General features: G+C 57.6%; 29 protein-coding genes and 2 pseudogenes. 17 read left to right on the forward strand and 14 right to left on the reverse strand.

Going from position 1 to position 26610, the window contains the following annotated elements:
• Positions 1 to 97 precede the first annotated feature (97 nt).
• The 3 genes from I6J72_RS06630 to I6J72_RS06640 all read left to right on the forward strand — a co-directional run bounded on the left by I6J72_RS06630 (position 98) and on the right by I6J72_RS06640 (position 3862).
• Positions 98 to 1498: a class II fumarate hydratase gene (locus tag I6J72_RS06630; protein ID WP_204098631.1), complete on the forward strand. Its 1401-nt coding sequence runs from the start codon at positions 98 to 100 to the stop codon at positions 1496 to 1498.
• Between the two features lie 160 nt (positions 1499 to 1658).
• Positions 1659 to 2294, forward strand: a complete 636-nt coding sequence (locus I6J72_RS06635; protein ID WP_239107219.1) for a TetR/AcrR family transcriptional regulator — start codon at positions 1659 to 1661, stop codon at positions 2292 to 2294.
• Positions 2288 to 3862 (forward strand): MDR family MFS transporter, encoded by a 1575-nt coding sequence (locus I6J72_RS06640; RefSeq protein ID WP_204098632.1) that lies wholly within the window; start codon positions 2288 to 2290, stop codon positions 3860 to 3862. Before I6J72_RS06635 ends, I6J72_RS06640 begins: the two co-directional genes overlap by 7 nt.
• 66 nt (positions 3863 to 3928) lie before the next feature.
• On the opposite strand, the gene I6J72_RS06645 is transcribed toward I6J72_RS06640, so the two are convergent.
• The 5 genes from I6J72_RS06645 to I6J72_RS06665 all read right to left on the reverse strand — a co-directional run bounded on the left by I6J72_RS06645 (position 3929) and on the right by I6J72_RS06665 (position 8842).
• Entirely contained in the window at positions 3929 to 5053 is a 1125-nt protein-coding gene (locus I6J72_RS06645; protein WP_204098633.1) for a CAP domain-containing protein, read from the reverse strand.
• 52 nt (positions 5054 to 5105) lie between these two features.
• Positions 5106 to 5690 carry an N-acetyltransferase family protein gene (locus I6J72_RS06650; RefSeq protein WP_370552130.1) on the reverse strand — a complete coding sequence of 195 codons (585 nt, stop codon included), beginning with the start codon at positions 5688 to 5690 and terminating at the stop codon, positions 5106 to 5108.
• A 64-nt stretch (positions 5691 to 5754) separates the two neighbouring features.
• Positions 5755 to 7113, reverse strand: a complete 1359-nt coding sequence (locus I6J72_RS06655; protein ID WP_115021581.1) for a PhoH family protein — start codon at positions 7111 to 7113, stop codon at positions 5755 to 5757.
• A 266-nt stretch (positions 7114 to 7379) separates the two neighbouring features.
• Positions 7380 to 8045 (reverse strand): LGFP repeat-containing protein, encoded by a 666-nt coding sequence (locus tag I6J72_RS06660; protein WP_115021580.1) that lies wholly within the window; start codon positions 8043 to 8045, stop codon positions 7380 to 7382.
• Between the two features lie 107 nt (positions 8046 to 8152).
• Entirely contained in the window at positions 8153 to 8842 is a 690-nt protein-coding gene (locus tag I6J72_RS06665; RefSeq protein ID WP_204098635.1) for a LysR family transcriptional regulator substrate-binding protein, read from the reverse strand.
• 83 nt (positions 8843 to 8925) lie between these two features.
• Between I6J72_RS06665 and I6J72_RS06670 the strand changes: the two genes are divergently transcribed.
• Positions 8926 to 9258, forward strand: coding sequence for a DUF5997 family protein (locus I6J72_RS06670; protein ID WP_115024283.1), 333 nt, complete (start codon positions 8926 to 8928; stop codon positions 9256 to 9258).
• Here the strand turns inward: I6J72_RS06670 and glyA are convergent.
• Entirely contained in the window at positions 9255 to 10556 is a 1302-nt protein-coding gene (gene glyA, locus I6J72_RS06675; protein ID WP_070671955.1) for a serine hydroxymethyltransferase, read from the reverse strand. The genes I6J72_RS06670 and glyA overlap by 4 nt on opposite strands.
• 146 nt (positions 10557 to 10702) lie before the next feature.
• On the opposite strand from glyA, the gene coaA reads away from it, so the two are divergent.
• A complete protein-coding gene (coaA, locus tag I6J72_RS06680) occupies positions 10703 to 11629 on the forward strand; it encodes a type I pantothenate kinase (protein WP_070671987.1) in 927 nt (308 codons plus the stop codon).
• A 9-nt stretch (positions 11630 to 11638) separates the two neighbouring features.
• On the opposite strand, the gene I6J72_RS06685 is transcribed toward coaA, so the two are convergent.
• The 3 genes from I6J72_RS06685 to mca are packed head-to-tail and all read right to left on the reverse strand — an operon-like array spanning position 11639 to position 13614.
• Complete coding sequence (locus tag I6J72_RS06685) at positions 11639 to 12409, reverse strand: isoprenyl transferase (RefSeq protein ID WP_070671957.1); 771 nt, start codon at positions 12407 to 12409, stop codon at positions 11639 to 11641.
• A gap of 16 nt (positions 12410 to 12425) precedes the next feature.
• Entirely contained in the window at positions 12426 to 12719 is a 294-nt protein-coding gene (locus I6J72_RS06690; RefSeq protein WP_039674700.1) for a hypothetical protein, read from the reverse strand.
• A gap of 4 nt (positions 12720 to 12723) precedes the next feature.
• On the reverse strand, positions 12724 to 13614 hold the full coding sequence (gene mca / locus I6J72_RS06695; RefSeq protein ID WP_204098636.1) for a mycothiol conjugate amidase Mca: 891 nt from the start codon (positions 13612 to 13614) through the stop codon (positions 12724 to 12726).
• A 92-nt stretch (positions 13615 to 13706) separates the two neighbouring features.
• Between mca and I6J72_RS06700 the strand changes: the two genes are divergently transcribed.
• The 3 genes from I6J72_RS06700 (at position 13707) to I6J72_RS06710 (ending at position 15103) form a co-directional block, all read left to right on the forward strand.
• Positions 13707 to 14198, forward strand: coding sequence for a DUF4307 domain-containing protein (locus I6J72_RS06700; RefSeq protein ID WP_204098637.1), 492 nt, complete (start codon positions 13707 to 13709; stop codon positions 14196 to 14198).
• A 103-nt stretch (positions 14199 to 14301) separates the two neighbouring features.
• Complete coding sequence (greA, locus tag I6J72_RS06705) at positions 14302 to 14823, forward strand: transcription elongation factor GreA (protein WP_115021576.1); 522 nt, start codon at positions 14302 to 14304, stop codon at positions 14821 to 14823.
• A 46-nt stretch (positions 14824 to 14869) separates the two neighbouring features.
• Positions 14870 to 15103 carry a hypothetical protein gene (locus I6J72_RS06710; RefSeq protein ID WP_204100532.1) on the forward strand — a complete coding sequence of 78 codons (234 nt, stop codon included), beginning with the start codon at positions 14870 to 14872 and terminating at the stop codon, positions 15101 to 15103.
• A 63-nt stretch (positions 15104 to 15166) separates the two neighbouring features.
• Here the strand turns inward: I6J72_RS06710 and I6J72_RS06715 are convergent, their stop codons facing one another.
• The 4 genes and pseudogenes from I6J72_RS06715 to I6J72_RS13235 form a co-directional block, all read right to left on the reverse strand.
• Positions 15167 to 16693, reverse strand: coding sequence for a hypothetical protein (locus I6J72_RS06715; RefSeq protein WP_370552131.1), 1527 nt, complete (start codon positions 16691 to 16693; stop codon positions 15167 to 15169).
• A gap of 286 nt (positions 16694 to 16979) precedes the next feature.
• On the reverse strand, positions 16980 to 17654 hold the full coding sequence (locus I6J72_RS13230) for a DUF3558 family protein (RefSeq protein WP_370552132.1): 675 nt from the start codon (positions 17652 to 17654) through the stop codon (positions 16980 to 16982).
• 944 nt (positions 17655 to 18598) lie between these two features.
• Positions 18599 to 18889 carry a hypothetical protein gene (locus I6J72_RS06725; protein ID WP_239107221.1) on the reverse strand — a complete coding sequence of 97 codons (291 nt, stop codon included), beginning with the start codon at positions 18887 to 18889 and terminating at the stop codon, positions 18599 to 18601.
• A gap of 33 nt (positions 18890 to 18922) precedes the next feature.
• A pseudogene (locus I6J72_RS13235) lies at positions 18923 to 18979 on the reverse strand (hypothetical protein); the annotation flags it as partial.
• A gap of 165 nt (positions 18980 to 19144) precedes the next feature.
• Between I6J72_RS13235 and I6J72_RS06730 the strand changes: the two are divergent.
• From I6J72_RS06730 to I6J72_RS13240, 9 genes and pseudogenes are all read left to right on the forward strand, one after another.
• The gene (locus I6J72_RS06730; protein WP_204098640.1) at positions 19145 to 19714 is read left to right on the forward strand and encodes a hypothetical protein; all 570 of its coding nucleotides are present in this window, start codon (positions 19145 to 19147) and stop codon (positions 19712 to 19714) included.
• Positions 19715 to 19752: 38 nt separating this feature from the next.
• On the forward strand, positions 19753 to 20481 hold the full coding sequence (locus tag I6J72_RS06735) for a hypothetical protein (protein WP_204098641.1): 729 nt from the start codon (positions 19753 to 19755) through the stop codon (positions 20479 to 20481).
• Between the two features lie 211 nt (positions 20482 to 20692).
• Positions 20693 to 21118 carry an ArsR family transcriptional regulator gene (locus tag I6J72_RS13130; protein ID WP_239107223.1) on the forward strand — a complete coding sequence of 142 codons (426 nt, stop codon included), beginning with the start codon at positions 20693 to 20695 and terminating at the stop codon, positions 21116 to 21118.
• A 393-nt stretch (positions 21119 to 21511) separates the two neighbouring features.
• Positions 21512 to 23146 (forward strand): IS21 family transposase, encoded by a 1635-nt coding sequence (gene istA / locus I6J72_RS06745; RefSeq protein WP_204098642.1) that lies wholly within the window; start codon positions 21512 to 21514, stop codon positions 23144 to 23146.
• On the forward strand, positions 23143 to 23919 hold the full coding sequence (locus tag I6J72_RS06750; protein ID WP_204098643.1) for an ATP-binding protein: 777 nt from the start codon (positions 23143 to 23145) through the stop codon (positions 23917 to 23919). Before istA ends, I6J72_RS06750 begins: the two co-directional genes overlap by 4 nt.
• Before the next feature lie 244 nt (positions 23920 to 24163).
• Positions 24164 to 24412, forward strand: coding sequence for an AbrB/MazE/SpoVT family DNA-binding domain-containing protein (locus tag I6J72_RS06755; protein ID WP_070545069.1), 249 nt, complete (start codon positions 24164 to 24166; stop codon positions 24410 to 24412).
• The gene (locus I6J72_RS06760; RefSeq protein WP_204098644.1) at positions 24409 to 25338 is read left to right on the forward strand and encodes an ABC transporter ATP-binding protein; all 930 of its coding nucleotides are present in this window, start codon (positions 24409 to 24411) and stop codon (positions 25336 to 25338) included. Before I6J72_RS06755 ends, I6J72_RS06760 begins: the two co-directional genes overlap by 4 nt.
• Complete coding sequence (locus tag I6J72_RS06765; protein WP_204098645.1) at positions 25335 to 26087, forward strand: ABC transporter permease; 753 nt, start codon at positions 25335 to 25337, stop codon at positions 26085 to 26087. The genes I6J72_RS06760 and I6J72_RS06765 overlap by 4 nt, the downstream gene beginning before the upstream one ends.
• Positions 26084 to 26218, forward strand: a pseudogene (locus tag I6J72_RS13240) (IS481 family transposase); the annotation flags it as partial. The gene I6J72_RS06765 and the pseudogene I6J72_RS13240, both read left to right, overlap by 4 nt.
• Here I6J72_RS13240 and I6J72_RS06770 read toward each other — a convergent pair.
• Positions 26166 to 26423: a hypothetical protein gene (locus I6J72_RS06770; RefSeq protein WP_204100533.1), complete on the reverse strand. Its 258-nt coding sequence runs from the start codon at positions 26421 to 26423 to the stop codon at positions 26166 to 26168. The pseudogene I6J72_RS13240 and the gene I6J72_RS06770 sit on opposite strands and share 53 nt — an antisense overlap.
• Between the last annotated feature and the right edge of the window lie 187 nt (positions 26424 to 26610).

Raw genomic sequence — 26610 nt, forward strand, 5'->3', positions numbered from 1 at the left:
CACTGACCTCATAACAGTGCTACGGTAGCGGTCAATGCCGTGCCACGGCACACACTAAATCCCCAACTCATTTCACTTCACAAGAAAAGGTGACTTCATGACTGAATACCGCATTGAGCACGACACCATGGGCGAGGTCAAGGTTCCGGTCGACGCCCTGTGGCGCGCCCAGACCCAGCGTGCAGTGGAGAATTTCCCAATCTCTGGCCGCGGCCTTGAGTCCGCTCAGATTCGCGCGCTTGGTCTCCTCAAGGCCGCGTGTGCTCAGGTGAACAAGGATTCCGGCAAGCTGGATGCCGAGAAGGCAGATGCCATCATCGCTGCTGCTACTGAAATTGCTGAGGGCAAGCACGATGAGGCTTTCCCCATCGACGTCTTCCAGACCGGTTCCGGCACCTCCTCCAACATGAACACCAACGAGGTCATCGCCTCCATCGCCCACAACAACGGCGTGGAGATTCACCCGAATGACCACGTGAATATGGGCCAGTCCTCCAATGACACCTTCCCCACTGCCACCCACGTGGCTGCTACCGAAGCTGCTGTCAATGACCTCATCCCAGGCCTCAAGGTCCTGCACGAGTCCCTCGTGGCAAAGGCTAAGGAGTTCGCCGACGTGGTGAAGTCTGGCCGTACTCACCTCATGGACGCCACCCCGGTTACCTTGGGCCAGGAGTTCGGCGGCTACGCACGCCAGATTGAGCTTGGCATCGAGCGCGTCGAAGCGACCCTGCCGCGTTTGGGCGAGCTGGCTATCGGTGGCACCGCTACCGGTACGGGCCTGAACACCTCCGCTGACTTCGGCGGCAAGGTCACCGAGGAGCTCGTTAAGCTCACCGGTGTAAAGGAGCTGTCTGAGGCCAAGAACCACTTCGAGGCTCAGGCCGCGCGCGATGCCCTCGTGGAGTTCTCCGGCGCAATGCGCACCGTGGCTATCTCCCTCAACAAGATTGCTAACGACATCCGCCTCATGGGTTCCGGCCCGCTGACCGGTCTGGCTGAGATTCACCTCAAGGATCTGCAACCGGGTTCCTCCATCATGCCGGGCAAGGTCAACCCGGTTCTGTGTGAGGCTGCCACCATGGTGGTCAGCCAGGTAATCGGCAATGACGCAGCTGTAGCTTTCGGTGGCTCCAACGGCCAGTTCGAGCTAAACGTCTACATCCCGATGATGGCCCGCAACGTCCTCGAGTCTTCCCGTCTGCTGGCAAACGTCTCCCGTGTCTTCGCTGAGAAGTGCATCGACGGCATTGAGGCTAACGAGGAGCGCATGAAGAAGTTCGCGGAGTCTTCCACCTCCATCGTGACGCCGCTGAACTCCAAGATTGGCTACGAGAACGCCGCTAAGGCCGCCAAGCACGCACTGCACGAGAAGATCACTGTTCGCGAGGCAGTCATCGACCTTGGCTTCGTTGACGGTGAAAACCTCACCGAGGAAGAGCTTGACGAGCGTCTCAACGTTCTTACCATGACCAACCGCGACCGCGACGACTTCTAAAAGTCCCGCCCGCTCACGGCCCTGCCGCCCTCCTTCGGGAGGGCGGTTTCGTCGTTTTCACCGCCCACCTCCACCACCTATGGTGACCCATGCCATAGCTTTAATACATTTTTCCAAACATCACCAACATTGCACTTGGTGCAAACTTACACTGGGTGTAGTGTTGCACTCTGTGCAAGAAGAACTGTCATTACGCGAGCAGAAGCGCCTCAAGACGCGCCTGCGAATCGAAGACGCCGCTACCCGCTTAGTGGACGAGCGTGGATTCGCCGACGTGACCGTTGAGGAAATCTGTGACGCAGCGGGGATTTCTCGGCGCACCTTTTTCAACTATTTCGATTCCAAGGATTCCGCCGTACTCGGGGCACCGAGCCACGAATTTACGGAAGAACAGAAGAGCACATTCCTCAACACCCCCACGGATAGCGTCTTCAGGCTGGTAGTTGACCTTGTCAAGGACCACCTCGTTGGCCAACACGTCGATAACGTGATTACGGAACGCCGCCGCCGGATTTCCGGTGACGCTGACGCCGCGGCGGCGTCGCTCAGCCGAAAGCGAGCCAAGTCCAACGAGATCCTAGGGCTCATCACAGAACGGCTACATCAGGATCCTGATTTGCAACTCATGCCCTCAGTCACGGCTGAGACGGAGGCCATTCTCATTGCCTCCGCGATGAGGGAAGCCTTCTGGTTAGCCACAGCATCGCCGGATTTCAGCTGCGACATCCCCTTTGAGCAACGCTTTGAATCTGCGCTCACACTCATTAACGATTTTTCGAAAGGACTGACATGGTAGATACCGCGGCTCAGCCGGCCTCTCCGGCCGACAATAACAAGCCCGAGAACAACCTTGCCCTCGTTTTCTCTGCCCTAGTGCTCACCATGCTGATGAGTTCCCTGGGCCAGATGATTTTCGCCACTGCCCTTCCCACCATCGTGGGTGAACTTGGCGGCGTGGACCACATGAGCTGGGTCATCTCCGCTTTCTTGGTGATGATGACGATTGCCATGCCGATTTCCGGCAAGCTCGGTGACATGATGGGCCGCAAGTGGCTCTACATTGGTGGCATCGCCATCTTTGTCATCGGTTCCACGCTCGGTGGCTTCGCCGACACCATGAATCTGCTCATTATCGGCCGCGCCGTGCAGGGCTTTGGCGCCGGTTTCATGATGATCTCCTCCCAATCCATCATTGCGGAGGTCACCACTTCCCGTGAGCGCGGCAAGTTCATGGGCATCATGGGTGGCGTATTCGGCCTATCCTCCGTCCTTGGACCGGTGTTGGGTGGTTGGTTCACGGACGGCCCTGGCTGGCGCTGGGGCATGTGGATGAACATCCCACTGGGTTTGCTCGCCATCACGGTCTGCACCTTGGTTCTCCACCTACGCGTCGGCGATGCAGACTTGCGCAAGTTTGATCTCCTCGGCGCAATCTTCATTGCGATCACCACCGCATCCCTCATCCTCATGACGACGTGGGGCGGAACTCAGTACGAGTGGTCCGATCCGATCATCATTGGGCTTGGCATTACCGTGGTCATCGGCTCTATCATCACCGTCTTTGTGGAGTCCAAGGCCAAGGAGCCGCTCATCCCGGTCCAGCTGTTCAAGAACCGCAACATGGTTCTGACTACCGCTGCCGGCATGGTCCTGGGCTTGGCTATGTTCGGTGTGCTGGGATATATGCCGACCTACCTGCAAATGGTCCACACTCTGACCCCGACTAAGGCGGGTCTCATGATGATCCCGATGATGGCGGGCATGATCGCGACCTCCACGGGCGTTGGCTTCATCATTGCCCGGACCGGCCACTACAAGCGCTACCCCATCATCGGCCTAGCCATCACCGCCGGCACGTTGTTCTGGATGTCCACGCTGACTGCGGATACCTCTCTGGTTCAGCTTGGCGCAGAATTCCTCGTCTTCGGCATCGGTCTGGGATTTGTCATGCAGGTTCTGGTCCTCATTGTCCAGAACTCCTTCCCCATCGCACTCGTCGGAACCGCGACTGCGGCAAACAACTTCTTCCGCCAGATTGGTTCTGCCATCGGTGCTTCGCTGGTGGGCTCCCTCTTCATCCACAACATGAAGGATGAGTTGGCCGCTAACATGCCTGCCGCCATCAAGTCTATGGGTGCGGCCGGCAAGCCCTTCGCTGAGAAGTTCGCGGGCGCCGAAGGTGGTTCCTCCAACCTCACCCCCGCCCTCGTTGCCCAGATGCCGGAGCCAATTAAGGACGTCATTCTCAACGCCTATAACGACGGCCTTACTCCGGTGATTCTCCTCATGGTGCCGATGGCCATCATCGCGCTCCTGCTCATCCTTCCGGTGCGCGAGGAGCACCTCAAGGAGACCATTTCCTAACGAGCCCCTCCCTAAAAGGAAATCCTCGCTCCACCATCATGGAGCGAGGATTTTTCATGTTGGGGCTTAGCGCAGAATTCCTAGCTGACGAGCAACCTGGGTCGCTACACCGATAAGTGCGAGCACACCAGAAATGATGCCGACAATGGTCCCAGCATTCATTCCGCCGGAGCTCAACTTCCCACCCAAGGAATTTTTGCGCACAGTCACCGTCTTGGTCACTTGGTTATCCGACACCTGCGGCTGACCGTTGCGCAGCTCATACGTATTAAACGTGATGGTTGCGGTACCTTCCGATTTGGCCTCGTAGGTACCGTCTTCGTTGACGTCGAGGACCTCCGGATCGCTGGAGCTTGGCGACGCCGCCGGGATCCCCAAAAGCGCACCATTGTAACCTTCGATCCGGAGCCCCAATCCACCCGAGGCACCCGGTGCGATGCCTCCGGTGAAGAACAGTTCAGCATTGTCAATTTCGCTGGGGGGAACGGCAATCGGGAAAGCATACCGCCCCTTATCTAAGCGCGTTGACGTGCGGTTCCTTTCCACATCTTCGAAATCTTTGAAGGAAAACTCTCCGGCAGTAGCTGTGCCAACTTCAGCAACTGCAAAAAATCGGTTCTTCGGGGAAATCATGTTGTCTAGGTGACCAGTTTCCCCGTGACCGCTGAGTTTGTTCGACCATTCCTCGGCCCAACCTTCAATTGCCTGATCAGCGCCCTTGTAGTTAACATTTTCGGCGCTTTTGAAGGCATCGGTGACATTCCAGCAGTCGACCCCCGGCACACGATGGTGATCCAACTCGGGACCAAGGTTTTCCTCGGCTGCTCTCTGCAGCGCAGCGTGCTCGAGTCCGCGACTCCAGGAAATAGAGTTAACGTACTCTTCACGGGAATCAAGCCCCTCACGTTGCGCGAGGTCACGTAGCGGTACATTCCCAATGGAGAGATTCGCATCCCAGGCTCGAGCTCGGATGGCCCGAATCTGGCGCACCATCAGGTCGATCTCGGACTCCATGACGGGCTCAGCGAAGACATAACCAAGCACACCATCGGGATAATTAACGTCGAGCTCAGCTACAGGAACCGAGCCTGCAGACGGAAAATCCGCAGCCGTGGCGACAGGTGCGGCGAAGGCACCGACCGTCACGGCTGCGGCGGTAGTAAGGGAAAGGACAGATGTGCGGAGAGACATGGTTCACCCACGGAAACTAGAGGAATAAATACATCCCCTAGCTTAGTGGCGCCTACTTCCGCTTATCGGCGATTTCTGCTCTCTTTTCCTCCGGCTTCGGCAGGAGCAACTCGTAGACATCGGTGTCACGCCACTGACCAGCGAGGTCACCGTAGGTCATCTTTGCCATGTGAGAGTAGGTTCCCACCTTCACGAAGCCGCGAGACTTGTGGAGGCCAGCAGAACCTGCGTTCTCCGGGAAGATCCACGAGTGGATAGCCCACTTGTGGAGGTCACGGCACACCTCGATGAGTCGGTCCAACAAGGCGCCGCCGATGCCTCGTCCCTGGGCTTCCTCGCTCAAGTAGATGGAGTCCTCCACCACACCGTGGAACACGGTGCGGGTGGAGGCCTGTGCGGCGCAGACCCAGCCGAGCACCTTCGAGTCATCTTCTGCCTCAACGGCGACGAAGACCGAGGACATAATCTTGACGTTCTTAAACTCCTCGAAGGTCAACGAGCGGGTCTCATAGGTGGCGTGGCCAGTGTTGAGGCCCTGCTCGTAGATTTCACGCATCTGTGGGTAGTCCGCTGCAGTGAACGGGCGGATGCGGAAATCCTTCTTTTTGTCTTTCGCGTTTTCGCTCATGGCCACCATTATTACTGGGCGTACTACAATTCTGCCAAGCTACACGTAGCGATGATCGCCACCTGCGAACGCGCTAATTCTCACCTTCGAGCAGATCGGTGACGAGCTCCGCAATGGCCGAACGCTCCGAACGCTGCAGGGTGACGTGCGCAAACAGTTCGTGTCCCTTCAGCTTTTCGATGACTGCCTGCACACCATCGTGCCGGCCCACACGCAGGTTGTCGCGCTGCGCGACGTCGTGCGTCAGCACAACGCGCGAACCGCGGCCGAGTCGGGAAAGCACAGTGAGAAGAACGTTGCGCTCAAGGGACTGGGCCTCATCAACGATGACGAAAGAATCGTGAAGGCTGCGGCCACGGATGTGGGTCAGCGGAAGCACTTCAAGGAGGCCGCGGTCCTGGACCTCATCCATGACGTTTTCGGATACAAGGCCTTCGAGGGTGTCGTACACCGCCTGCGCCCACGGGTTCATCTTCTCGCTCTCAGAGCCCGGAAGGTAGCCCAGGGACTGGCCACCGACCGCATACATCGGACGGAAGACCACGATGCGGCGGTGCTCACCGCGCTCCAGCACAGCCTCAAGACCCGCGCACAACGCCAGAGCCGACTTACCGGTACCAGCACGGCCGCCGATGGACATGATGCCAACCGTGGGATCAAGCAGCAGATCGAGTGCCACTCGCTGCTCAGCGGAACGGCCCTGCAGGCCGAACACGTTGGCATCGCCGCGCACGAGGCGCACGGCACCTTCAGCAGTCATGCGACCTAACGCAGATTGTGCTCCTGCTTGCAGCGTGACGCCGCAATGCACCGGAAGGTCCTCGATGCGGGTTCCGGCGGTGGTCACTGATCCGTCGATAAGCACCTCGCCCTCGCTGTACAACTCATCGATAACGTCTGCGGTGGTATGAACCGTGGCCATGCCGGTGTAGCCGGTCAGCACGACGTCCTGGGCGTGGTACTCGTCTGCCTGCAGGCCCACAGCACCGGCCTTAACGCGCAGCGGGACATCCTTGGTGACGAGGACAGTATCCTTGCCCTCGTGCTGCAGATTAAGCGCGCAGGCGAGGATGCGGTGATCCCCCTCCGGGCCACGGAAGGCTGCAGGAAGTAGGGACTGGTCTTGGTGGTTGAGCTCCACGCGCAGCGTACCGCCTTCGGCGCTCACTGGAACCGGCTGGTCCAGTGCATCGTAGGTGGCGCGAAGGTCCTCCAAAAAGCGAAGAGCTTGGCGGGCGAACCAGCCAAGCTCCGGGTGATGACGTTTTCCTTCCAGCTCTGAAATAACGACGATGGGCAGAACCACATCGTGCTCGGCGAACTTGCGTAGCGCCCACGGATCGGAGAGGAGGACAGAGGTATCAATGACGTACGTCTTAGTGGCCACGGTGGCCTCATTCGACTGCTCAGTGAGGACGGAAGGATTGGTCATGGCGTCAGGGTTCTCCCTTGTGGTGCCGACCCAACTCATCGACCTGGGACGGCGTGGTGAAGCGGGTGTGATGTGAACTATCCGGAAGCCCTATGGAAAGCTCCGGACACTGCCCAAGCTAGAGGCCGAAGGTTGAAATTACATGGGTGCAAGATGAACAGTATTAAAACGACAATCCCCGGCGTCACACCATTCCCACGAGTCAACGTGGGGTGGCATGAGCGCCGGGGAAAAGGTTCTAAGGCGAAGCCTTATCTACGAGGTTCTTAGTCGATGGTGGCCTCGTACTCGCCGGAAGCACCCTTCATCCAGGAAATGGTGCCGTTGGTGAACTCCTGAATCCAGCCGTTACCCTCGGCCTTCTCCGGTGCGGTAGGCAGGCCGATCTCGCTGTCCAGGCCGCCCTCTTCAGCCCAGGTCTCAGCGATCTTGCCGATAACCGGCTGGGAGCCAGCATCCTCGCTGAAGGCGAGCAGCTTGTCCTTGGCGAAGGTAGCGATGCTGCCGTTGTCAGAGGTCTCGACGGACTGCGGATCGCCCCACTCGGCAGCCTTGTCCTTAATAGCCTTGGCGAAGTCGGCCGGAACCTCAACCTCACCGTTAGCGGTCTCGATGGACTCCTTGCCGCCCTCGGAGTCAGAAGACTCGGAGGAATCAGCAGAATCAGAAGCGTCTGCGGAGTCAGAAGAATCTGCGGAATCGGAAGAATCTGCGGAGTCAGAAGCGTCAGCGTCCTTATCCTTGGAGCCCTTTACGGAATCCTTAGCGTCGTTGGCAGCGGAGCCGGCAGCGTCGGTGGCGTCGGCAGCTGCGGACTGGGCAGCGTCGCCAGCCTCCTTTGCAGCATCCTCAGCGTCGGAGCAAGCTACAACACCCAGGGACAGGGTGGCAGCAGCGATACCAGCAGCGAAACGACGGGTCATCTTCTTCATTGTTTATTCCTTTCTCATGAACGTTTGTTGAGAACGGACTCCACCGTAGGTTCGCAAAATTTTTTTAGCCACCACCCATCCGGTGATTTGACAACAAAATTACAGAATTATTTACGTTTCCGCTGCTGAGAGCCCCTATATCTTTTCGGTAACGGTTTTATTTTCGAAGCTCCTTGGGCCTTCCTGCGTGCTTGCTTGGCCTTTGCTTTGTCGCGTGCGCTGCGTTTTTCAACGTTGTTGCGAGAGGTATTCCTTGTTCTTCCCTTTGCCACGCCCACGAAGTCTTGGATCTCATCGCTGTCGTCAGCCTTGCGCCAGACGAGTCCGATTTCCGTCAGGGGAACGGAGGGGTCATTAAAGCCGAGCGCAACTACTTGTTTCTTGCTCAGCACTTTAAGCAGCGGACGTGGCGCCACCACGATTCCCACGTTGGCGGCGACGACTTGGAGTGCGGTGCGGACCGAGGGGACGTCGACAAGCGCGTCAGCCCCAATTCTGTAATTCACAATTTCCTCAGCGACATCCTCAGGGTCGAGGTCCTCCCCTACCTCAGCGTAGACGGAGTCTTTGGGCACTGCGATGCCCGGTGCTTCCTCGTAGAGACGGACAATATGGAAGCTCTCATCGATGCGCGGATCGGGCAGACGAGTAAGCGCCACATGTGCGTCACCTGCCAAAAGCACAGCTGTGGCATCATCTGAGTCGAGCGTGACAAGGGACTCTGCAGAATGCATATCACGGTAGCGGCGAAACCATTTGCCGGGTTCGGTACCAGTGGAAAAGACAAGGCGGAGCATGCATCTCATCCTACGGTGCTGCTACCGTGGTGAGCGTGACTGATACCCCACATACCAATGCGACCGAGCCTTCCGGCACTGCCATGCGCGCGCAGACTGCGGCCAAGAAGCTGGGTATTTACCTGCCCGCCGCCCCGGAAGACTTTCAGGCTAATGCTGTAACACACGCGGAGCTGCGTGAGCTTCAAGAGAACCCACCCGAGTGGCTCGCTACACTACGCCGCGAAGGCCCCCATCCGCGCCCAGTCGTGGCGCAAAAGCTGGGCATCTCCGTAACCGCGCTGAAGAAGAACGACATGGATCGCCCGCTCACCACCGCAGAGATCAAAGAACTCCTCAGCGCAATGCCCGAATGGCTGGAAGCCGCTCGTAAGGCACACGCTGAGGAGCGCTCGGAAAAGAGTAGCGAGGCTTAAACCAGCTTCCATTCCTCAAGGCCGTCATACAGCGGGAAGTCTGCGGCGACCTTTTCAACGCGGGCGCGCAGAGAGGCGACGTCCGCGTTCTTACCGTTAGCCAGTGCCGTACCGATAACATCGGCAACCTCGGTGAAGGCCGCGGTATCCAGGCCACGGGTAGCCAGGGCCGGAGTACCGATTCGCAGGCCAGAGGTGACCATCGGCGGGCGCGGATCATTCGGCACAGCGTTGCGGTTGACGGTGATACCTACCTCGTGGAGGAGATCCTCGGCCTGCTGGCCGTCGAGTTCAGAGTTGCGCAGGTCCGCAAGGACCAAGTGCACGTCGGTGCCACCAGTAAGCACGTCCACGCCGGCCTTGGTGCAATCCTCAGCGGTGAGGCGCTCTGCCAGAATCTGTGCGCCTTCGATGGTGCGCTGCTGACGCTCCTTGAACTCCTCAGTAGCAGCGATCTTCAGCGCGATGGCCTTCGCCGCAATCACGTGCATGAGCGGACCACCCTGCTGGCCTGGGAAGACGTTGGAGTTGATCTTCTTAGCAAAGTCCTGCTTGGCCAGGATGAGGCCGGAGCGCGGGCCGCCGAGGGTCTTGTGCACGGTGGAGGACACAACGTCAGAGTGCGGGACCGGGGAGGGGTGCAGGCCGGCGGCTACGAGGCCAGCAAAGTGGGCCATATCCGTCCACAGGTAGGCGCCAACCTCATCAGCGATGGAGCGGAAAGCCTCGAAGTCAATGGTGCGCGGGTAAGCAGACCAACCAGCGATGATGACCTGCGGCTTTTCGGCCAGTGCCTGCTCACGGACCTTGTCCATGTCCAAGCGCATGGTCTCGGGGTCCACCTCATAGGCAGCGACTTCGTACAGCTTGCCGGAGAAGTTGAGCTTCATGCCGTGGGTAAGGTGGCCACCATGGGCGAGGGACAGACCCATGATCTTGTCGCCCGGGTTAATCAGGGAACCCAGAACCGCGGCATTAGCCTGGGCACCGGAGTGGGGCTGAACGTTGGCAAACTCGGCACCGAAGAGGGACTTGGCACGATCGCGAGCCAGATCCTCAACGATGTCCACGTGCTCACAGCCACCGTAGTAACGACGCCCTGGGTAACCCTCTGCGTACTTGTTGGTGAGAACAGAGCCTTGGGCCTGCAGGACCGCACGCGGAACAAAGTTCTCGGAAGCGATCATCTCCAGGGTGTCGCGCTGGCGAGCAATCTCACCAGTGATGGCGCCGAAGACCTCTGGGTCGAGCTCGCGCATCTCTTGGTAGCGCACGTCAGCAGAATTCGAAGTGGTCATAGAAACGTAGAGTCCCTTCTCAAAGATGGTCCTGTGGAAAGTCGCCGAAGCTAGTTCTACATCCTAACGCCGACCTCCCCCGCGCGGGGGATTTTTCCTTCCCACTGATTGCACGCACTGGTCGGGCGAATGGAACAATGGTCGGCATGGCGCGAATGACCGACGGGAGCCCGTACCTCGACTTTGACCGTGATACATGGCGCGCCCTGCGTAAATCCATGCCGCAGGTGCTGACAGAGACTGAGGTTCAGAAACTCCGCGGCCTTAATGATCGCATCGATCTCACGGAGGTCGCCGAGGTGTACCTGCCGTTGTCTCGCCTTATCCACATGCAGGTCAAGGCCCGCCAAGAACTCACTGCCTCCACCGAGGCCTTTTTAGGCAACCCACCTACCCACGTACCTTTCGTCATTGGGGTGGCCGGTTCGGTGGCCGTAGGCAAATCCACCACGGCGCGTCTTCTCCAAGTGCTGCTGCAGCGCTGGGATTCCCACCCCAAGGTGGACCTTGTCACCACCGATGGCTTCCTCTACCCCACCGCTTACCTCAAAGAGCACGGCCTCATGCAGCGCAAAGGTTATCCCGAGTCCTATGACCGCCGCGCACTGATGCGCTTTGTCACCGACGTGAAATCCGGAATACCACTGGTGAAGGCACCTTTGTACTCACACGTGTCCTATGACATCGTTCCGGGTGAATACCAAGAAGTCCACCAACCAGACATCCTCATCTTGGAGGGCCTCAACGTTCTCCAAACCGGCCCCACGCTCATGGTTTCTGATCTGTTCGACTTTTCCGTCTACGTGGACGCCCGCGTGGACGATATTGAGCGCTGGTATATCGAGCGATTCCTCAAGCTTCGCCACACGGCTTTCCGCGAGCCGGGTGCGCACTTCGCGTCCTTCGCCGATATGACCGATGAGGAAGCATACGAGCAAGCCCGTGAGATTTGGCAGTCCATTAACCTGCCCAACCTCATGGAGAACATCCTGCCGACGCGCGTGCGCGCGTCCCTCGTGCTACGCAAAGGTTCTCACCATTTGGTGGACCGAGTCCGTATGCGCAAACTTTAGATTCGGCAGCTAGCGTCCAAAACGGCGCGAGCGCTGTGAATAATCTCGCAATGCGCGCAGGAAATCCACGCGTCTGAAAGCCGGCCAGTAGGTATCCGTAAACCAGATCTCAGAGTAAGCAGCCTGCCACAGCAAAAAGCCCGACAAGCGCTGCTCGCCCGACGTGCGAATAACCAGGTCAGGGTCCGGAAGGCCCTTGGTATACAGGTTGCTGGTGATGGCCTCCGCGGTCACGTTCTCCGCAATCGCTTCAGCGCTCAACCCCTTCTGCGCTTCGCTGCGAATGAGGCTCTGGACAGCGTCGACGATCTCCTGACGCCCTCCATAACCCACCGCAATATTGACGATGACGCCTTTGTGGTCTTCCGTAGCTGCAGCGGCACAGCGCATCTTCTCGGTGACCTTTTCTGGAAGCAAATCCAGATGCCCCACCAGGCGAATCTGACAATCCAGCTCACCCTGTGACAGGTGCGTGACTACATCAGAGATGATGTCGAAAAGCAGCTGTACTTCCTGCTGGCTGCGCTTGAGGTTCTCAGTGGACAGCAGGTAGATGGTCACGACTTCAATGTCGGTGCCATCGCACCACGAGATCATTTCACTGATTTTCCGCGCGCCTTGGCGGTGACCGTGGCTAATGTCCGTGAACCCGGCCTCCCGCGCCCATCGGCGGTTGCCGTCCGCCATGATGGCCACGTGCCGTGGTTGCGGCTTGCCCTTAATCTCTCGCGTCAGGCGCGCTTCATACAGGGGGTAAAGCGCTTGGCTGAGGAATGTCACGGTCTCGCCCTCCGCGTTAGAAGATGGACTTCTTACTGGTATCGAGGATGCCCGCTTCCTTCATAGCGGCGTCAACAGCCTCATCATCGAAAGGATCAATGCCATGGTCCTCCGCAAACATGGTGCGGCGGCGGAAACGGGAGTAGCGGCGGTGGAAGTTCCAACCGGCAAACAGCACTGCGACGCCCATCAGCGCAAGGATCAACAGGCCGATGGGAGACGCCTTACCAAACTCCGGCCCCACCGGCCCGCTTTGCGCGCCTTGGGCTAGAAGGGCGACGTCGTGTGCCGCGAAGTACAAAGCGTTCATGCTTCTAAGACTCCCCTACTTCCGGGATTCCTGCAAATAAATCATTTTCGGGCAGCTCCGTGGATACCCGCGTCTTAGCCAACTCAAATTCTTCCGTAGGCCAGTGCTGTTGTTGGACCTCCACGGGCGTCGCCAAGAATGCTCCTGCGGGATCAATCTGAGTGGCATGCGCGCGAAGAGCGTCCTCACGGTTCTGGAAGTAGTCCGCGCACTCCACCTGGGTGGTCACGCGCGCCATAATGTCACCAAACGTTGTGTCCCAGCGCGCCAACATAGGCTCGTAGGGGCTCACCTTGCCTTCCTCTAGCAGCAAATCGTGGAAGATCTTCATGCGCTGGTACACGAACCCGTGGCTGTAGTACAGCTTCTGAGGCTCCCAGGCCTGACCAAGCTCGGGGTGATAGGACTCATCCCCAGCCTTGTCCCACGCAATCATGGAGGAGCGATACACCATAAGGTGGTCTGGGTGGGGGTACCCGCCATTCTCGTCATAGGTGATGATGACCTGTGGTTTGAACTCGCGAATGATCTTCACCAGTTCTTGCGCCACATCATCGTCGTCCATGAGGGCGAAGCAACCTTCAGGGAGCAGGTCCTTAATGTTGGGCGCTAGCGGGTTACCCGGCAAACCGGAGTCAATGTGTCCCAGCCACGTGTGCTGGACGCCCAATGCTGCGGCAGCCTCGGCCATCTCCTCACGACGGATGCTGCCCATGTTTTCCAGTACCCCGGGGCGTTCCATGGCAGGGTTAATGATGTCCCCTCGCTCACCACCGGTACAGGTCACTACGAGGACCTCTGCGCCTTCGGCGGCGTACTTGGCGGTGGTGGCGGCACCTTTCGAAGATTCATCGTCCGGGTGCGCGTGGATAGCTAGCAGGCGCTTAGTACTCACTAGGTGATACATCTCCCTTTACCGTCGTCTTAAACAATGGCCCAGTCTAGTGGATAGTTTGTTCTGGCCGAAGGTTGGATAGAATCAGATTCATGTCATCCGCTGGTTCCGCTCGTCCTGCCTCCCGTTCCCAGTCCCGTTATGGCTCTTCTACTAAGAGCACGGGCTCGTGGACGAACCGCGCCATCGTCCTCGTCTTCTTGGCTGCCTTCATTGCCATGGTTGTCTTCGGCGTGCAGTATTTCCGTACTCAGCAAAAGGTCAATGCGAATATTTCCTATGTCTCGCACGAGATTATTTCTGACGACACCGCACGAGTTTGGGTCGACATTACCCGCAACCGCGTGGAAGAACCCGCATACTGCATTGTCCAGGCCTTCGATTACTCCAAGGCCGAGGTCGGCCGCCGCGAAATCGCCGTCCCCGCTGGCGGTGAGGAAGCCCAGCGCGTGGCTATCGACGTTCCTACGAACCACCGCGCGGTAGCTGGCGGCGCCTACGGCTGCTCCGGCGCAATCCCTTCCTACTTGGACATCGACACCATGGATTCTGTCGAATTCACGGGTGAGGCAACAGATAGCTAAAAGCCCAGCTATGCTAGTATGTTGAGCGTTCTGAATGGGCCGTGCCACCTGCACTTTTGCGCCCATTCTTTTGAGAGATTATCCGTAAACGGAAGGTTGCACCATGGCTGAGCAGCAGAAGCAGTACATCACCCCGGAAACCAAGGCCAAGCTCGAGGCCGAACTGCAGGCCCTCATTGACCACCGCCCGGTCGTCGCTGCCGAGATTAACGAGCGCCGCGAGGAGGGTGACCTTAAGGAGAACGCCGGTTACGATGCCGCGCGTGAGATGCAGGACCAGGAAGAGGCCCGCATCAAGCAGATTTCTGAGGTTCTGGCTAACTCCACCACCGAGCGCACCGCCGTTCAGGAGGGCGTGGCCCACATCGGTTCCGTTGTTCACGTCTACTACAACGGCGATAAGGACGACCGCGAGACCTTCCTCATCGGTACCCGCGCTGCTGCCTCCGACAACAAGGATCTGGAAACCTACTCCGAGCAGTCCCCACTGGGCGCCGCTTTGCTGGGTGCTGCCGAGGGCGAGACCCGCGAGTACACCGCTCCGAACGGCAAGACGTTGTCGGTCACCGTGGTCTCTGCAGCACCGTATGATTCTGCTAAGGCCGCCACGCCGCGCCAGTCCTAACTTATACTGCTCTACATCACCGTTTTTCTGAGAAAGAGTTCTACCCATGAAGAAGTTCACTCGTTTCGCCGCTGCCGGTCTGGCCGTCACCGCTGGTCTTACTCTCGCCGCTTGCCACCCGCCGAGCCAGCAGGATTCCGATGAAAAGGTCGACACCGCTGCCACCTTCGAAGGTGAGGCTCCGGGCGCCGGTGCTTCCGTGGAAACCGCAACCGAAACCGTGACCGAGGTTGCCACCGAGGTTGCCCCTGCGACTGGCTCCGAAGTTGTAACCAACTAGCTTCACGACGAAGCGGCACCACGATTGTTGTGGTGCCACTTTTCGCGTTTTGGTCCTCCGGTCTTAGTCCCCGTCTCGGGCCCATTCCCCAATCACGCCCGGAAGCACCGCCGGCGATTCTCCCAGCAGGTCACGTTTGTTGGGATCTCGCTCAACCTGCGTGGTCACGGATTTGATCCGCTTTTCATTCTCTCCTCCACGGGCCGCGCCGCCCATCATGGGCATCATGCGGAGGCCAGCAGCGCCCTTCGCTACGTGCGCCCCGGACTTGGCTGCCACTCCGGCACCGTTGTTTCCGGCTCCTCCAACCGCGCCCCCGATAGGGCCGGTGACGGATCCACCAGCACCGCCCGCGCTTGGCGACGCCCTTCCGTCCCTCGCCCCGCCAGACGCCGCCGCTCCCGGTAGTCCGCCGAGGACGGGGTGCGTTCCGGTCTGCGGTGAGGTGGCAGACGCTCCCCCAAGGCCCGCTGCCGACGTCAACGGGTTTTCAGGAATACGACCAAGCGCTCTATTCAGTCCGTTGTTCATGCCCCTCGGCATACCGCCTGTCAGCGCACCCGCTGTACTGCCACGGCCTCCCGGCAGCCCCAAGGCTCCCATGCCGGATGCTCCCGCACCCGCGCCACTACCTAATCCGGCGGCCGACAGAGCTTGTCCGTTTGCCACCTGAACGCCACCCATAGGATTCACGGAACTAACCCCTGCGGTGGCTGCGGACGTGTTCATTTGGGAGGCGTCGATTGGCTCAAGCGCATCACCGAACCCTAGCTCGCTCAAGATACTGCGCCCACGGTTGCGCAAATCTGACTGGAACTGCGCAATCTCTGCGGCATCCATTCCCAGTTCCGAGAGCCCCTTCATCTGTCCAGTCGCAGCGTCAAAAGATCCCGGACCAACCTCGCCGCTCTCAATAGCCTCCGCAATCTGCTTTGGCCACGTAACTCCGTCGGTGTTGTACTGGGTTCCATCCCCAGCCACCGCACCGAATTCCGTGTTCACATCGCCCCCACCACTCGGCGGGGCTGCATCCATGAGCGCGTGTTGGTACGGCATAGCCATAACAACCCCCTCTTGCAGCAGCCCCTGCATATGAAGCAACGCTGCCCTTTCCGCTGCTGCGCGCGTAGCAGGCTCCGGGATAGCCATCACCTCGAAGGCAAGCGCCACCGCCTCCGCCTGGGTACTCATAATGCGGGCTTGCAAGCCGAAGAGCTTCTGCTGCATTACCTCGGAATTTGCAATGAAGTGTGTACCAGCTTGCGCTACCTCGCGGATTTTCGCTGCCGCTCTCGTCGTTGGTTCGCTGTCATTCTCCGACTCCAACGACGCCGCCGAGGCGTGCAGCCCCTGAACAATGTCCCCCACTTCCGTGCTCAACGCCCTCCAGCGCGCTTGCGCCTCTGAGACGTCCCAGAATCTCGTAGTGAACAAATCTGAAGCCAACCCCATAATCGAAGCCCCTGGGTCCACTACCGGCATCGTGAACCCAAACGGACTATATCCAGGGTCCGGTTGCTCCACGATGGGCATGGCCTCTGCCCCACCGCCGCCTCCGGCATCCGCGACATCGAGCCCACGGCTATTCAATTCATCCTGCGATTCGAAGCCCGCTAGCTCGGTTTGAAGTGTGTCCCCTAGCCATGCGACCTGACTCCTAAATCCGTCAAGCGAATTTCGCGCCGACCCCGGATCCGTCGCCAACACACGCTGGTGGATCGCACCGACTTCACTTAGGCCCGTAACTGTAGAAAATCCCCCGTCAAGTGGGCTATGGATTCCCATTGACGCCTTTTCAGCTCTTCGGCCCAACCTTGTGATGTCGCTAGATCTTTGATCTACATTTTCTTGGTCTATAAACATTTTAAACTCCCTTTTAAATCAATTTAGATAAGAAATCAGCGGATGATTGACACTTATCGCGCATCGAAACTGCGGCAGTAGACTCAGTCCAGGAGACAGAAATGAGCCCTTGAACTGTTTGCACATAAGAACTGCATGTAACTCCCCGAATGAACGTGTCTTCCGCGGTGTAAATTTCCCCCGGTATCCCCACAAGCCCCGAGTATTTACCTGGATATAATTCTTGAATTTGTTCAAGGGTGTAATCTTGAGATTCAAGCACCAAGTAAGCCCGAGACCCCATAGTTCTCGATTGCACCGAGAACTGACAAGACCTATACCCACTTTCACGTAGCGGCCCCGAAGTCATTTCAACCCCTAAATCCGAAAATACCTCACTAGGAATCTCAGTACATGGGTCAAAGACTCTAAAGCCGGGCGCACTTCGATCGAAGTCCCCGAGCGGTGGCAGCACCCCGCCTCCAAAGACTTCCTCCCTACTAGCACTCTCGCCCTGCCTTTCCCCCATGGCGGTGGCATCAGCGACCCCCGAGTCCACTGAGCCACCGCCGCCCCTAACGTCAGAGAAATCGTGAGAGCCCCCGTTACTGTCGCCATGAGAACGAACACTCAGACCCTGCAATGATGCACAGCTCGATAGCACCCCCATACAAGCCGTCACCAACACAAGGCCCCCGATTCGCTTCATGGTTTCCCTTCTCAACCAATCTCTCTAACTTTTGAAGCCACCTCCCAGAGCGAGCTCCGTGAGCGGCTTCGGAAACAAGGATGCACGAAAAATCACGGGCTGTCTCGGCGAAATCTATGAATCACTTAAGAATTTGCTCAACTGACAAGATTTATCAATAAATACTATTAGAAGTTTGACAAATAGATACTGGCCAGACACTGTGACGCAGACAACCTTATCGCTTAAGGAATTAGGTGAATCTAATTTAAAAATTCTGGAGCGGGTACACCCGAATTACAATAATGAAAGTAGTTGACCTGGGATTTTTCGGTAAGGATTCTAGGCCAACAATTTTTCCAATTGGAGGCTTACCGCATGGAATGTCATACACGGGCAGCGGCTAGCAGATGCGCGATTTACGCCAAGAAAACTATCGAAAATGTTCACTAAAAAGAAAGGCCAAATTCCCTGCGCGTCCACTTAAGCGACCACTAATCAGCTTAGAAATATCCAATTCGGTATCCATACGGGCCGTCCTTCTACTCGTCGGAGTTTTCGACGAAACGGAAGAACTCTGCCGCCACGACTAGGCGACAAGCGAATGTCAGCCTGAGTATCGCCGATTGGGAAACCACGACTCACTCTGAGCCACACACCTGTGCCTGTCGTCGTGTGGAACGACGATTCGTGCTCCCTTCCCCAAAATACGCTCACCCCACCTCGTCGTCTGCGACGACAAAAGAAACTCATTGTTGCGACAGGCAATCACACCGCACAGTTCCGTCGTCTATGGCGACGATGAAGCTTTGTACTGGGGCAGACAATCGTGCCGCCGGCGTCGTCGTTTCTAACGACGATAGGAAAAGCGCCGATGCCTAAGTCTCAGCATTCCGCCGGGTTTCTACCCGCTTCATCACCGTCGTTTAGTTCGACGAACAAGCCAGCCTCACCGCCGTAGCCCTCTAAAAGGGAATATCGCCACCGCTGGTGTTGTCGCGGTCTGCCGGGTCGGTCATGTCGAAGACTTCCACGATTTCACCGTTCTCTAGCTCCACCTTTAATGCTTTGGCATCCTCATGCATCTTTGCCCTATGTGCCATAACATCCTCCGCAACACTACGAGCCCACCTGCGCATCGACGGTGCAAGCGGGCCTGTGGCTTGTGTTGTCACCCAACTGCCATCAGCCAATAGCCACACCACATCACCGGTAACCGGATCCAAAATATAAAAGGCTCTGCCTTCGGTCTTCATATTGTGATGACGCTGGCACAAACACACCAGATTATCCGGATGCGTTGGCCCACCCTCGGCATAATTAATCCGATGATCCAACTGACACATCCAGGCCGGCACATCACACCCCCGATGAGGCTTGGGGTTAGGTCACGGTGTGTGCGACGCCACCCCCGGCAGTCCCGCCGTGACCGCCCCCAAGAATAAGCTCCCTTGTTCTCACCTCATCAAAAGTCAGAACTCCATCGGCCGATGTTAAGCTAAAATCGCTTTGTGGATACATTTGATCAGAGGGATGCCGTGCTCAAGACGATTCACAGCTTGGGGTCCGATTTCCAACACACATCGGATCTTCGCAAAGCCCTCCCGGACCCAGAGCTACCTCAGCTCCAAGAGATCTTAGGTTGGCTCGGTCGTCATAAGTTACTCGACCTTTTTGGTCAAATGCCAGGCGACGTTGGAACCTTCAAGATCACACCGTTGGGCGAGGATTTTGCCGAAACAGATACCAGCACCAGAGTCCTTGCAGAACGAGCCATAGCGGGAGCAATTATGAATCAACAGACAAACTACAACTTTGGCTTTGCTCAGAATACGCAAGGCGACAACAACACAATCTCGGTGCATCAGGACATGAATTCCCACCTCGACGAGATTAAGAACATTCTCAGCGACAATGGCTACGAAGCCGAAGCCAAGGAGCTTGAAACAATCGAGATGACCACAGGGCCAAAGAGAGCAATTAGTAAAGTCGCCGGTTGGATTAATGAAAAATTCTTCAGCCCGGAAGTGCTTTCAGCGATTGCACCGATAGCCGGCCAAGCCGCACTTGACACATTTTAAACGAAAGGGTTCTCCCCATAATCTCTGCTGACCAAGCATTGGAGTATTTAGTAGACTCCGAGCGACCTTTATCAGATGGGCTAAGTGCTCTATACGTCCTCGCGAGCCGATTCGGGACTCTGGAACTAAAGCAATGGATCGATAAAGAGCTGTCTGGGTACGGAGACGACGAACCCGTTCCCAGTTACCGCATTCTATCCAATCCGACTATTCGCCTCACATTTGACGGACCCGTAGGTTATCCCTCGCGTCACCGCCTATTACAACCGTACGACGTTCCCGCCGAGCTACGAATACCCGAAAGTGGTCTATCGTTCCGTCAGCCATTGGTAGCACTCGAAGGCATGTCAAGATCGCCGCAAGGTAGCCGTATTCCACTTCCAGATGTATGGATTTACCGTTACCGTCAGATGCTGTCAGAGAGCAAGGCGTCGGGATTTCACATGCTCGAATTGAACGAGGCCGAAATCCAAGTTCCGTCTACCGCCATTGAATCAATGGTTTCGTCGATACGGGTCCATGCCTTAAGGCTGACGACTGCGATTGATGGGCTAAACGGCGAAGAGAAGGCAGGGGAACCAGTGGAGTCGCGGAATGCTTCGTTGAGGCAGGAGATTAATAGCTACGTCCAACTCACCATTTACAACAGTGCAGGTGGGCCGATTGATCATTCGCCGGAGATTAGGCATCAGCAGCAAATCAATTTTAATGCGGCGAGTTCTCTCTCCACGCAAGGCGATGGAAGCGTACAAGATTGGTCGATTTGAGGCGGCACGATACATCAAACCCGTTTCAGGCTTTAGCCCTATTTGGCCTCCTCACCGAGAGCACAATTCGAACCACACATAGGCGGGGAGGGTGGGCTACGTGTAGCAGGACAATGCATGGACCGACGCTGCGATCATCGACGCCTACGAACACGCCTACAACACCGCTCAACGCTTTGGAGCAGACGGCCGCGACAACGAAATGCCGCCCATGCGCGACCGCCAAACCATGGCCCGCCGCGTGCGCGGCTATGTCACACAGTCCAAGCGCAGCTCATACACGAGCGCATCCGCCCCAGGAAGCGCAACAAGCTCTGAGCGCAAAGCCCTCGCCACAATGGGACGCAAAGGCGGCAAGAAAGCTTCAGAACGCTGGCAAACCGATCCAGACGGTGAATACGCCCAGACCCAGCGCGCCACAATGAAGAATACCCTCCGGCAGAAGAAGATCCAGGATCAAACAACGCGTGCACGTGTGCAACTGGTTGTTGGTGAGGTCTTCGCCGATACCGGAAAGGTTCCCACACGCTGCGAAATCATGCGCGAGACGGGACTGCCAGAAGCCACTGTCAAGCGCCATTTACGATCTCTCCGCGAGAACGGCCTCCTGCCGATCCAGAGGGGGTCACACCGTTAGCAATATACGGTTGCCCAGCCGCGAGGCAGTGGAAGAGAAAAACCTTTTGCCGATACGTGCGCGTGGCGTAACGAGCTGGGGTGGGCTGTATCTCTGCCTACGTTGCCGTGTGGGTAAATCTGCGCAACCCCGCCCAGGTGATGCCTGCTCAATAGAACAGATCGACATACGCCCAACGGGGCATGTCTCGACGGGTAGCTACGGTAACCCCTACGCCTACCGCCAATGCGAAAGGGCTAACACGTGGCTACCAGCTTTTGTTGCGCGGGGGTATCTAGTAACACCGTGGTGACTATCCAGTAACGGGATGGTGAGTATCGAGTAACACTTTGGGAGAAGATTCTTCTGACCGCGTGACAAAAGGGCTCGCGGCATAATCAGAGGAGTCCGATCGTGACTGATTACCGGGCCGTGATGGATCTTGTCTTACAAGGCTGGTCCGTCCGTCAAATCTGCTCGACTGTGCGTTGCTCGCATACCACAGTTCAAAAGGCCCGCCAGGCAATGGCGGCACACCAGATCGCAACCGATGAACAACTCGCCGGTATCACCGACGAAGAAATGGCCACATGGTTTGTTGATGGTCGAAGTCTTGCCCAAGGAGATTTCGTGCCCATCGACTTCGACGCGGTGGCTAAAGCACGCACCGGCCGAAACAAAGTCACTCTCCAAGTCTTGTGGGGTCGCTACACCACCCAACCTGCTCGTCCGTCTCAGCGTTACTACAGCTACGAGCGGTTCCGCCAGCTTGTCGCCGAACACGTTGATGCCACAGGACTTACCGCACGCATTACGCATATCCCGGCACACACTATGCAAGTCGACTGGGCCGGTACCACGATGCGGCTGTTTGACCCGATTGATGCCCGGGGTACAAAAGTCAGTATTTTCGTGGCGTCACTGCCATATTCGGGAATGCTGTTTGCCTGTGCTTGCCCGAACCAGCGGCAAGCGGCGTGGCTGTGGGCACATATCCAAGCGTTTGAATACTTCGGTGGCGTTGCTGAAGTCATTGTGCCTGATAATGCTTCGACAGCGTCACACGCAATTGGTGCTGCTGACCGCAACCGGCAGGTTAATTCCACCTACGAGGAATTCCTCGAGCATTACAACACTGCCGCGCTGCCTGCTCGTGCTCGGCGTCCGAAGGACAAGGCGAACGTGGAAGCGGCTGTCAAGATCATCACCCAAAAAGTCATCCATACCCTCCACGGGCATCAATGCGTTGGGCTTGATGAACTCAATGCACGCATCCGCAGCCTAGTTGACGATATCAATGACGCGGTCCCGTTTCGTGGCACCTACACCAGCAGAAGAATGCTCTTTAATGAGTTTGAACGTGATGTGCTTGGCCAACTTCCCACAACACCGTGGCAGCATACCGAATGGAAACGTGCGAAAGTCGCCCCCAACTTCCACATCACCGTCAATACTGCTCACTATTCGGTGCCCTACCAGCTCGTCGGCCGGACTGTCGATGTACGTATCACTGGCAACGAAGTTACTGTCTTTGACGCTGGGCAGCGTGTTGCCACCCACCGGCTTGCCCAAGCCCGGGGGATCTATGTCACTGACGTGGATCATATTCCTGCCAACATGGCTGATACCACAGGGCTGTGGACCAGTGACTACTTCTACCGTGAAGCGGCCAAGATCGGGCCAGCGACCCAGAAAGTCATCGCAGAACTCATCAGCGCAAAGGCAATCCCTGCCCAGGCGTATCAGTCGTGTCGAAACGTACTAAATATGGGCAAGCACGCCAACAAGGCGATTTTGGAACAAGCCTGTGCCCGCTTGATCGCACCTGATGGCGCAAGGAGGGCCGTGTCGTATACCGCGGTGAAAAACATGATGGCTGCGGTACGCAAAGACCAATCCACCCGCCCGACAGGCCATGATCTTGCGCCAACAACACCGCCTGAAACACCACCAGCAGTTCACGCACGTGATACCCGCGGCGCGTATCTGGGTGGGTCTGCCCAGTTCAGCATGGAAAACCTTAGGAAGAAAGGACCTTCGAAGTCATGACACAGCCACAACCAGCATCAGCATCAGCACGCTTTCTAGATGAATCGGTCCTGCCGATCTTTACCGATCTGCGAATGACGGCCTTCGGGCGAACCGTGATTGATATTGCCGCAGATCCTGTCTTCGACTCGTGGAGTTTTTCCGACAAGGTGCTCTACGCACTCGATAAAGAAGTCGCGGCCAAGCGTGAGAGACGAGTCAACAAATTACTCAAAGCATCCCGATCGCCAAATCTCGATGCATGTATCGAAGACATCACCTACGCGCCCAGCCGCAACCTCAACAAAGAGCAAATCACCAGACTCGCTCACTGCCAATGGTGTCAAAAAGCGCAAAGCATTGTCATCCTCGGCAAATCATCCGTCGGCAAAACCTACCTGGCCCAAGCACTGCTTACCGCCGCGTGCAGAAACGACTACTCCGCCCGTTTCTTCCGCACAGACACACTAGCCAACCAGCTAATGGTGCTACGCCATAATGACACAGCACGCATGGAGTTTCTTCAAGACCTGCACCTGGCAGACGTCCTCGTTCTTGACGACTTCCTAACAACCCCGATTGATGCTGCCACAGCACACCAGCTGCTCAATATTCTTGCCGAACGCGAACACCGGGGATCAACGATCGTGACCTCCCAGTTCACGCCCGATGAGTGGTACAAATCCATCCCGGACGCTGTCATCGCCGAGTCAATCCTGAATCGACTCGTCGTTGGCGCTGAGATCATCACACTGGAAGGACCCAACATGCGCCTAGAAGCCAACGCAGAATAGTTGCTCATAGTCAACGCCCGGGTGTTACTCAATACTCACCCGGGCGTTACTGCTTGCTCACCACGGCGTTACTAAATCCGTGGTCCTAACAGCTTTAACACCATCCAGTGCAGACGACGAAAGGGGAAAGCATGACTAGCTGTACTCACCGGACACGTTAATCGACTACGTGCCATGAGGTCGCCTCCTGGTTGATGCCACTTGTTATACTTGTTATACTTGTGGCACCAACCAGGAGGTCAGCATGGACATGGATCAAACGCCCCCACCGGGCAAGTACGCCGCGACAGTCAAGGTCGGCCCCAAGGGGCAGATCGTCATCCCCAAGGGCGCGCGGGAGCTCTTCGACATCCACCCGGGCGACACCCTGCTCCTGCTCGCTGACGCGAACCAAGGGATCGCTTTGATGCGCCAGGAGACGCTCGATCAGATCGTCATGCAGGCGATGCCTGGCCATCAGACCCCCGTGGACTCAGAGGGTGATGAGGAATGAAGAACGTCGTGAGCTGTGCGGCTGTCAGCCGCAACTTCGGCAGCTTCACTGCCCTCGAAGACGTCTCCTTCAATGTCCGCGAAGGAGAGATCTTCGGGGTCGTGGGCCCGAATGGTGCTGGTAAGACGACCCTGTTGAACTGCCTGGAAGGACTGGACCGCCCCTCGTCTGGGCACGTCGAGGTGCTCGGCTGCGACCCCATCAAGGACCAGCACTCGTTGGCTCAGCAAATTGGGGTCCAGCTGCAAAGCGCGGCCCTGCCACCTCGCCTCACTGTGCAGGACGCCCTCGAGCTCTACTCCGCCTTCTACGAGCGTCCGCGGCCTTGGCGCGAACTGCTGAAGGATCTGGGGATCAAGGACAAGGCCAACGCCCGCGTTGACAGGCTCTCGGGTGGGGAGCGTCAACGAGTGTTCGTCGCCCTCGCCTTGATCAACCGTCCCCAGCTCGCTTTCTTGGACGAGCTCACTACCGCTCTCGATCCTCAGTCACGTCGAAACATGTGGGACACCGTCGAGCACGTCCGCGATAGCGGTGCAACGGTCGTTCTCACAACCCACTACATGGAGGAGGCCGAACGGCTATGCGACCGTGTAGCCATCATCGACCACGGCCGGTTGGTTGCTTTGGACACAGTGCCTTCCCTCATCCAGCAACATGCCGGTGACACCACGGCGAAGCTTATCCTGTCGGCGTCACCTAGCAAAGAGTTCGACCTCAACGGAGTTCCTGGCGTGACCAGCGCTCGAACAGAGGGACGGGAACTGACCATCCGCGGCGCTGCGGACGGGCTGCAGGGCGTCCTTGCTGCACTGGAGGCACACCGCATCACCGTAACGAGCATGAGCACGACGACCCCCGGCCTTGAAGACGTCTTCCTGGCCCTCACCGGTCGACACATCACCACCGAGGAGCAGGCGGCATGAACGCATATCGAGCCCTTCTCAAAGCCCTATGGCGCTCCCAGCGCCGCGACCCTGTAGGCCTGTTCTTCTCTTTCGGTTTCGCGCCGGTTTTGGTGCTGGCCTTGGGTGTGATCTTCGGTAACGATCCGCGACCGGAGTTCGGTGGACGGGGATTCCTCGATGCGACCCTGCCCGCCTTCGCCTCTCTTGTTCTCGCCATGACCGGGGTCCTCCAGGTGCCCGTGGCGATGCTGACCCTTCGTGACACGGGCGCACTCCGACGCCTGAGTCTTACGCCGCTGCGTCGTTCCACCTTCATCGCAGCGAGCCTCACCGTGCACTTCGTCGTAGGTATTGCGGGCATGCTCACCGCTTTGGCGATTGGGATCGGGGTTTTCGGGGTGCCCATGCCTAGCCACGTCCCAGGTGTCCTGGCCGTGTGCCTCATCGGGCTCAGCACCTTCCTCGCAGTGGGTTGCGCGCTTGCGGCGCTCTATCCGTCCGCCACTGCCGCTACGGGCATAGGGAACGTGCTCATGATCCTGCTCATGCTCACATCCGGAGCCTTTACGCCATTGGCGGCGATGCCGTCGGCGATTCAGCAGATCGTTAAGTACTCACCCGTCCGTTGGTTCGTCGACGCCGCTCAACACGCGTGGGACGGCGACCCACTAGCCTCCATGATCATGCCGGTGTTTCTTCTGTGCGTTGTACTCGCTGTCGCTGCTCTCGTCGGCCGGTGGCGCTTCCAGTGGGATCCGGTCCGATGACGACGCACGCGAGCGCCGCTCTTACACCTCGCCACCGACTCAAGGTCGCCCGCCTCGTCGTCGAGGAGGGCTGGCCGATCAGTGAGGTCCAACCCCCATCACATTCTTCGCCACCTGCCTGGCCGTCTTGGCAGTCTTGACCGAAAGCTTCATCACCTCACTATCAGAATCAGCCTCCAAAGCCGGAAGATTATGTAACCAAAACTCGTACTCCACACGCCGCAGAAACATCCCCGCAACACACACCGGATCATCAGGATTCGAATGAGAAAAATACGCCACCGGAACAGAAGAAGAAGAAGAAGAAGAAGTAGTTGTTGTTGTGGTTGCCACCATAAATGACCCACCCCTAAAGACTAGAAAATACGAACATGCTTTCTATCCATCACACTACCCAACCACCCCGACACCACACCACACCCCTAAATACACCACCACGACTAGACCAAAACAAGACACCCATTCGAACACACTCTCGCCAACACCACATATAGACGGCAAATTATCAAACACCCCACACAAC

Source organism: Corynebacterium sp. FDAARGOS 1242, from assembly GCF_016889985.1.
GTDB classification, from domain to species: domain Bacteria; phylum Actinomycetota; class Actinomycetes; order Mycobacteriales; family Mycobacteriaceae; genus Corynebacterium; species Corynebacterium minutissimum_B.

Coding starts and splice junctions, on each gene's coding strand:
- I6J72_RS06640 (WP_204098632.1), top strand. CDS start 2,288: ATGGTAGATACCGCGGCTCAGCCGGCCTCTCCGGCCGACAATAACAAG.
- I6J72_RS06760 (WP_204098644.1), top strand. CDS start 24,409: ATGAAGAACGTCGTGAGCTGTGCGGCTGTCAGCCGCAACTTCGGCAGC.
- I6J72_RS06770 (WP_204100533.1), bottom strand. CDS start 26,423: ATGGTGGCAACCACAACAACAACTACTTCTTCTTCTTCTTCTTCTTCT.
- I6J72_RS06765 (WP_204098645.1), top strand. CDS start 25,335: ATGAACGCATATCGAGCCCTTCTCAAAGCCCTATGGCGCTCCCAGCGC.
- I6J72_RS06690 (WP_039674700.1), bottom strand. CDS start 12,719: ATGAACGCTTTGTACTTCGCGGCACACGACGTCGCCCTTCTAGCCCAA.
- I6J72_RS06670 (WP_115024283.1), top strand. CDS start 8,926: ATGCGCGCGCAGACTGCGGCCAAGAAGCTGGGTATTTACCTGCCCGCC.
- I6J72_RS13130 (WP_239107223.1), top strand. CDS start 20,693: ATGCGCGACCGCCAAACCATGGCCCGCCGCGTGCGCGGCTATGTCACA.
- I6J72_RS06645 (WP_204098633.1), bottom strand. CDS start 5,053: ATGTCTCTCCGCACATCTGTCCTTTCCCTTACTACCGCCGCAGCCGTG.
- I6J72_RS06725 (WP_239107221.1), bottom strand. CDS start 18,889: ATGAAGACCGAAGGCAGAGCCTTTTATATTTTGGATCCGGTTACCGGT.
- I6J72_RS13230 (WP_370552132.1), bottom strand. CDS start 17,654: ATGAAGCGAATCGGGGGCCTTGTGTTGGTGACGGCTTGTATGGGGGTG.
- I6J72_RS06700 (WP_204098637.1), top strand. CDS start 13,707: ATGTCATCCGCTGGTTCCGCTCGTCCTGCCTCCCGTTCCCAGTCCCGT.
- I6J72_RS06755 (WP_070545069.1), top strand. CDS start 24,164: ATGGACATGGATCAAACGCCCCCACCGGGCAAGTACGCCGCGACAGTC.
- I6J72_RS06650 (WP_370552130.1), bottom strand. CDS start 5,690: ATGGTGGCCATGAGCGAAAACGCGAAAGACAAAAAGAAGGATTTCCGC.
- greA (WP_115021576.1), top strand. CDS start 14,302: ATGGCTGAGCAGCAGAAGCAGTACATCACCCCGGAAACCAAGGCCAAG.
- glyA (WP_070671955.1), bottom strand. CDS start 10,556: ATGACCACTTCGAATTCTGCTGACGTGCGCTACCAAGAGATGCGCGAG.
- I6J72_RS06750 (WP_204098643.1), top strand. CDS start 23,143: ATGACACAGCCACAACCAGCATCAGCATCAGCACGCTTTCTAGATGAA.
- I6J72_RS06665 (WP_204098635.1), bottom strand. CDS start 8,842: ATGCTCCGCCTTGTCTTTTCCACTGGTACCGAACCCGGCAAATGGTTT.
- I6J72_RS06630 (WP_204098631.1), top strand. CDS start 98: ATGACTGAATACCGCATTGAGCACGACACCATGGGCGAGGTCAAGGTT.
- I6J72_RS06660 (WP_115021580.1), bottom strand. CDS start 8,045: ATGAAGAAGATGACCCGTCGTTTCGCTGCTGGTATCGCTGCTGCCACC.
- coaA (WP_070671987.1), top strand. CDS start 10,703: ATGGCGCGAATGACCGACGGGAGCCCGTACCTCGACTTTGACCGTGAT.
- I6J72_RS06655 (WP_115021581.1), bottom strand. CDS start 7,113: ATGACCAATCCTTCCGTCCTCACTGAGCAGTCGAATGAGGCCACCGTG.
- I6J72_RS06710 (WP_204100532.1), top strand. CDS start 14,870: ATGAAGAAGTTCACTCGTTTCGCCGCTGCCGGTCTGGCCGTCACCGCT.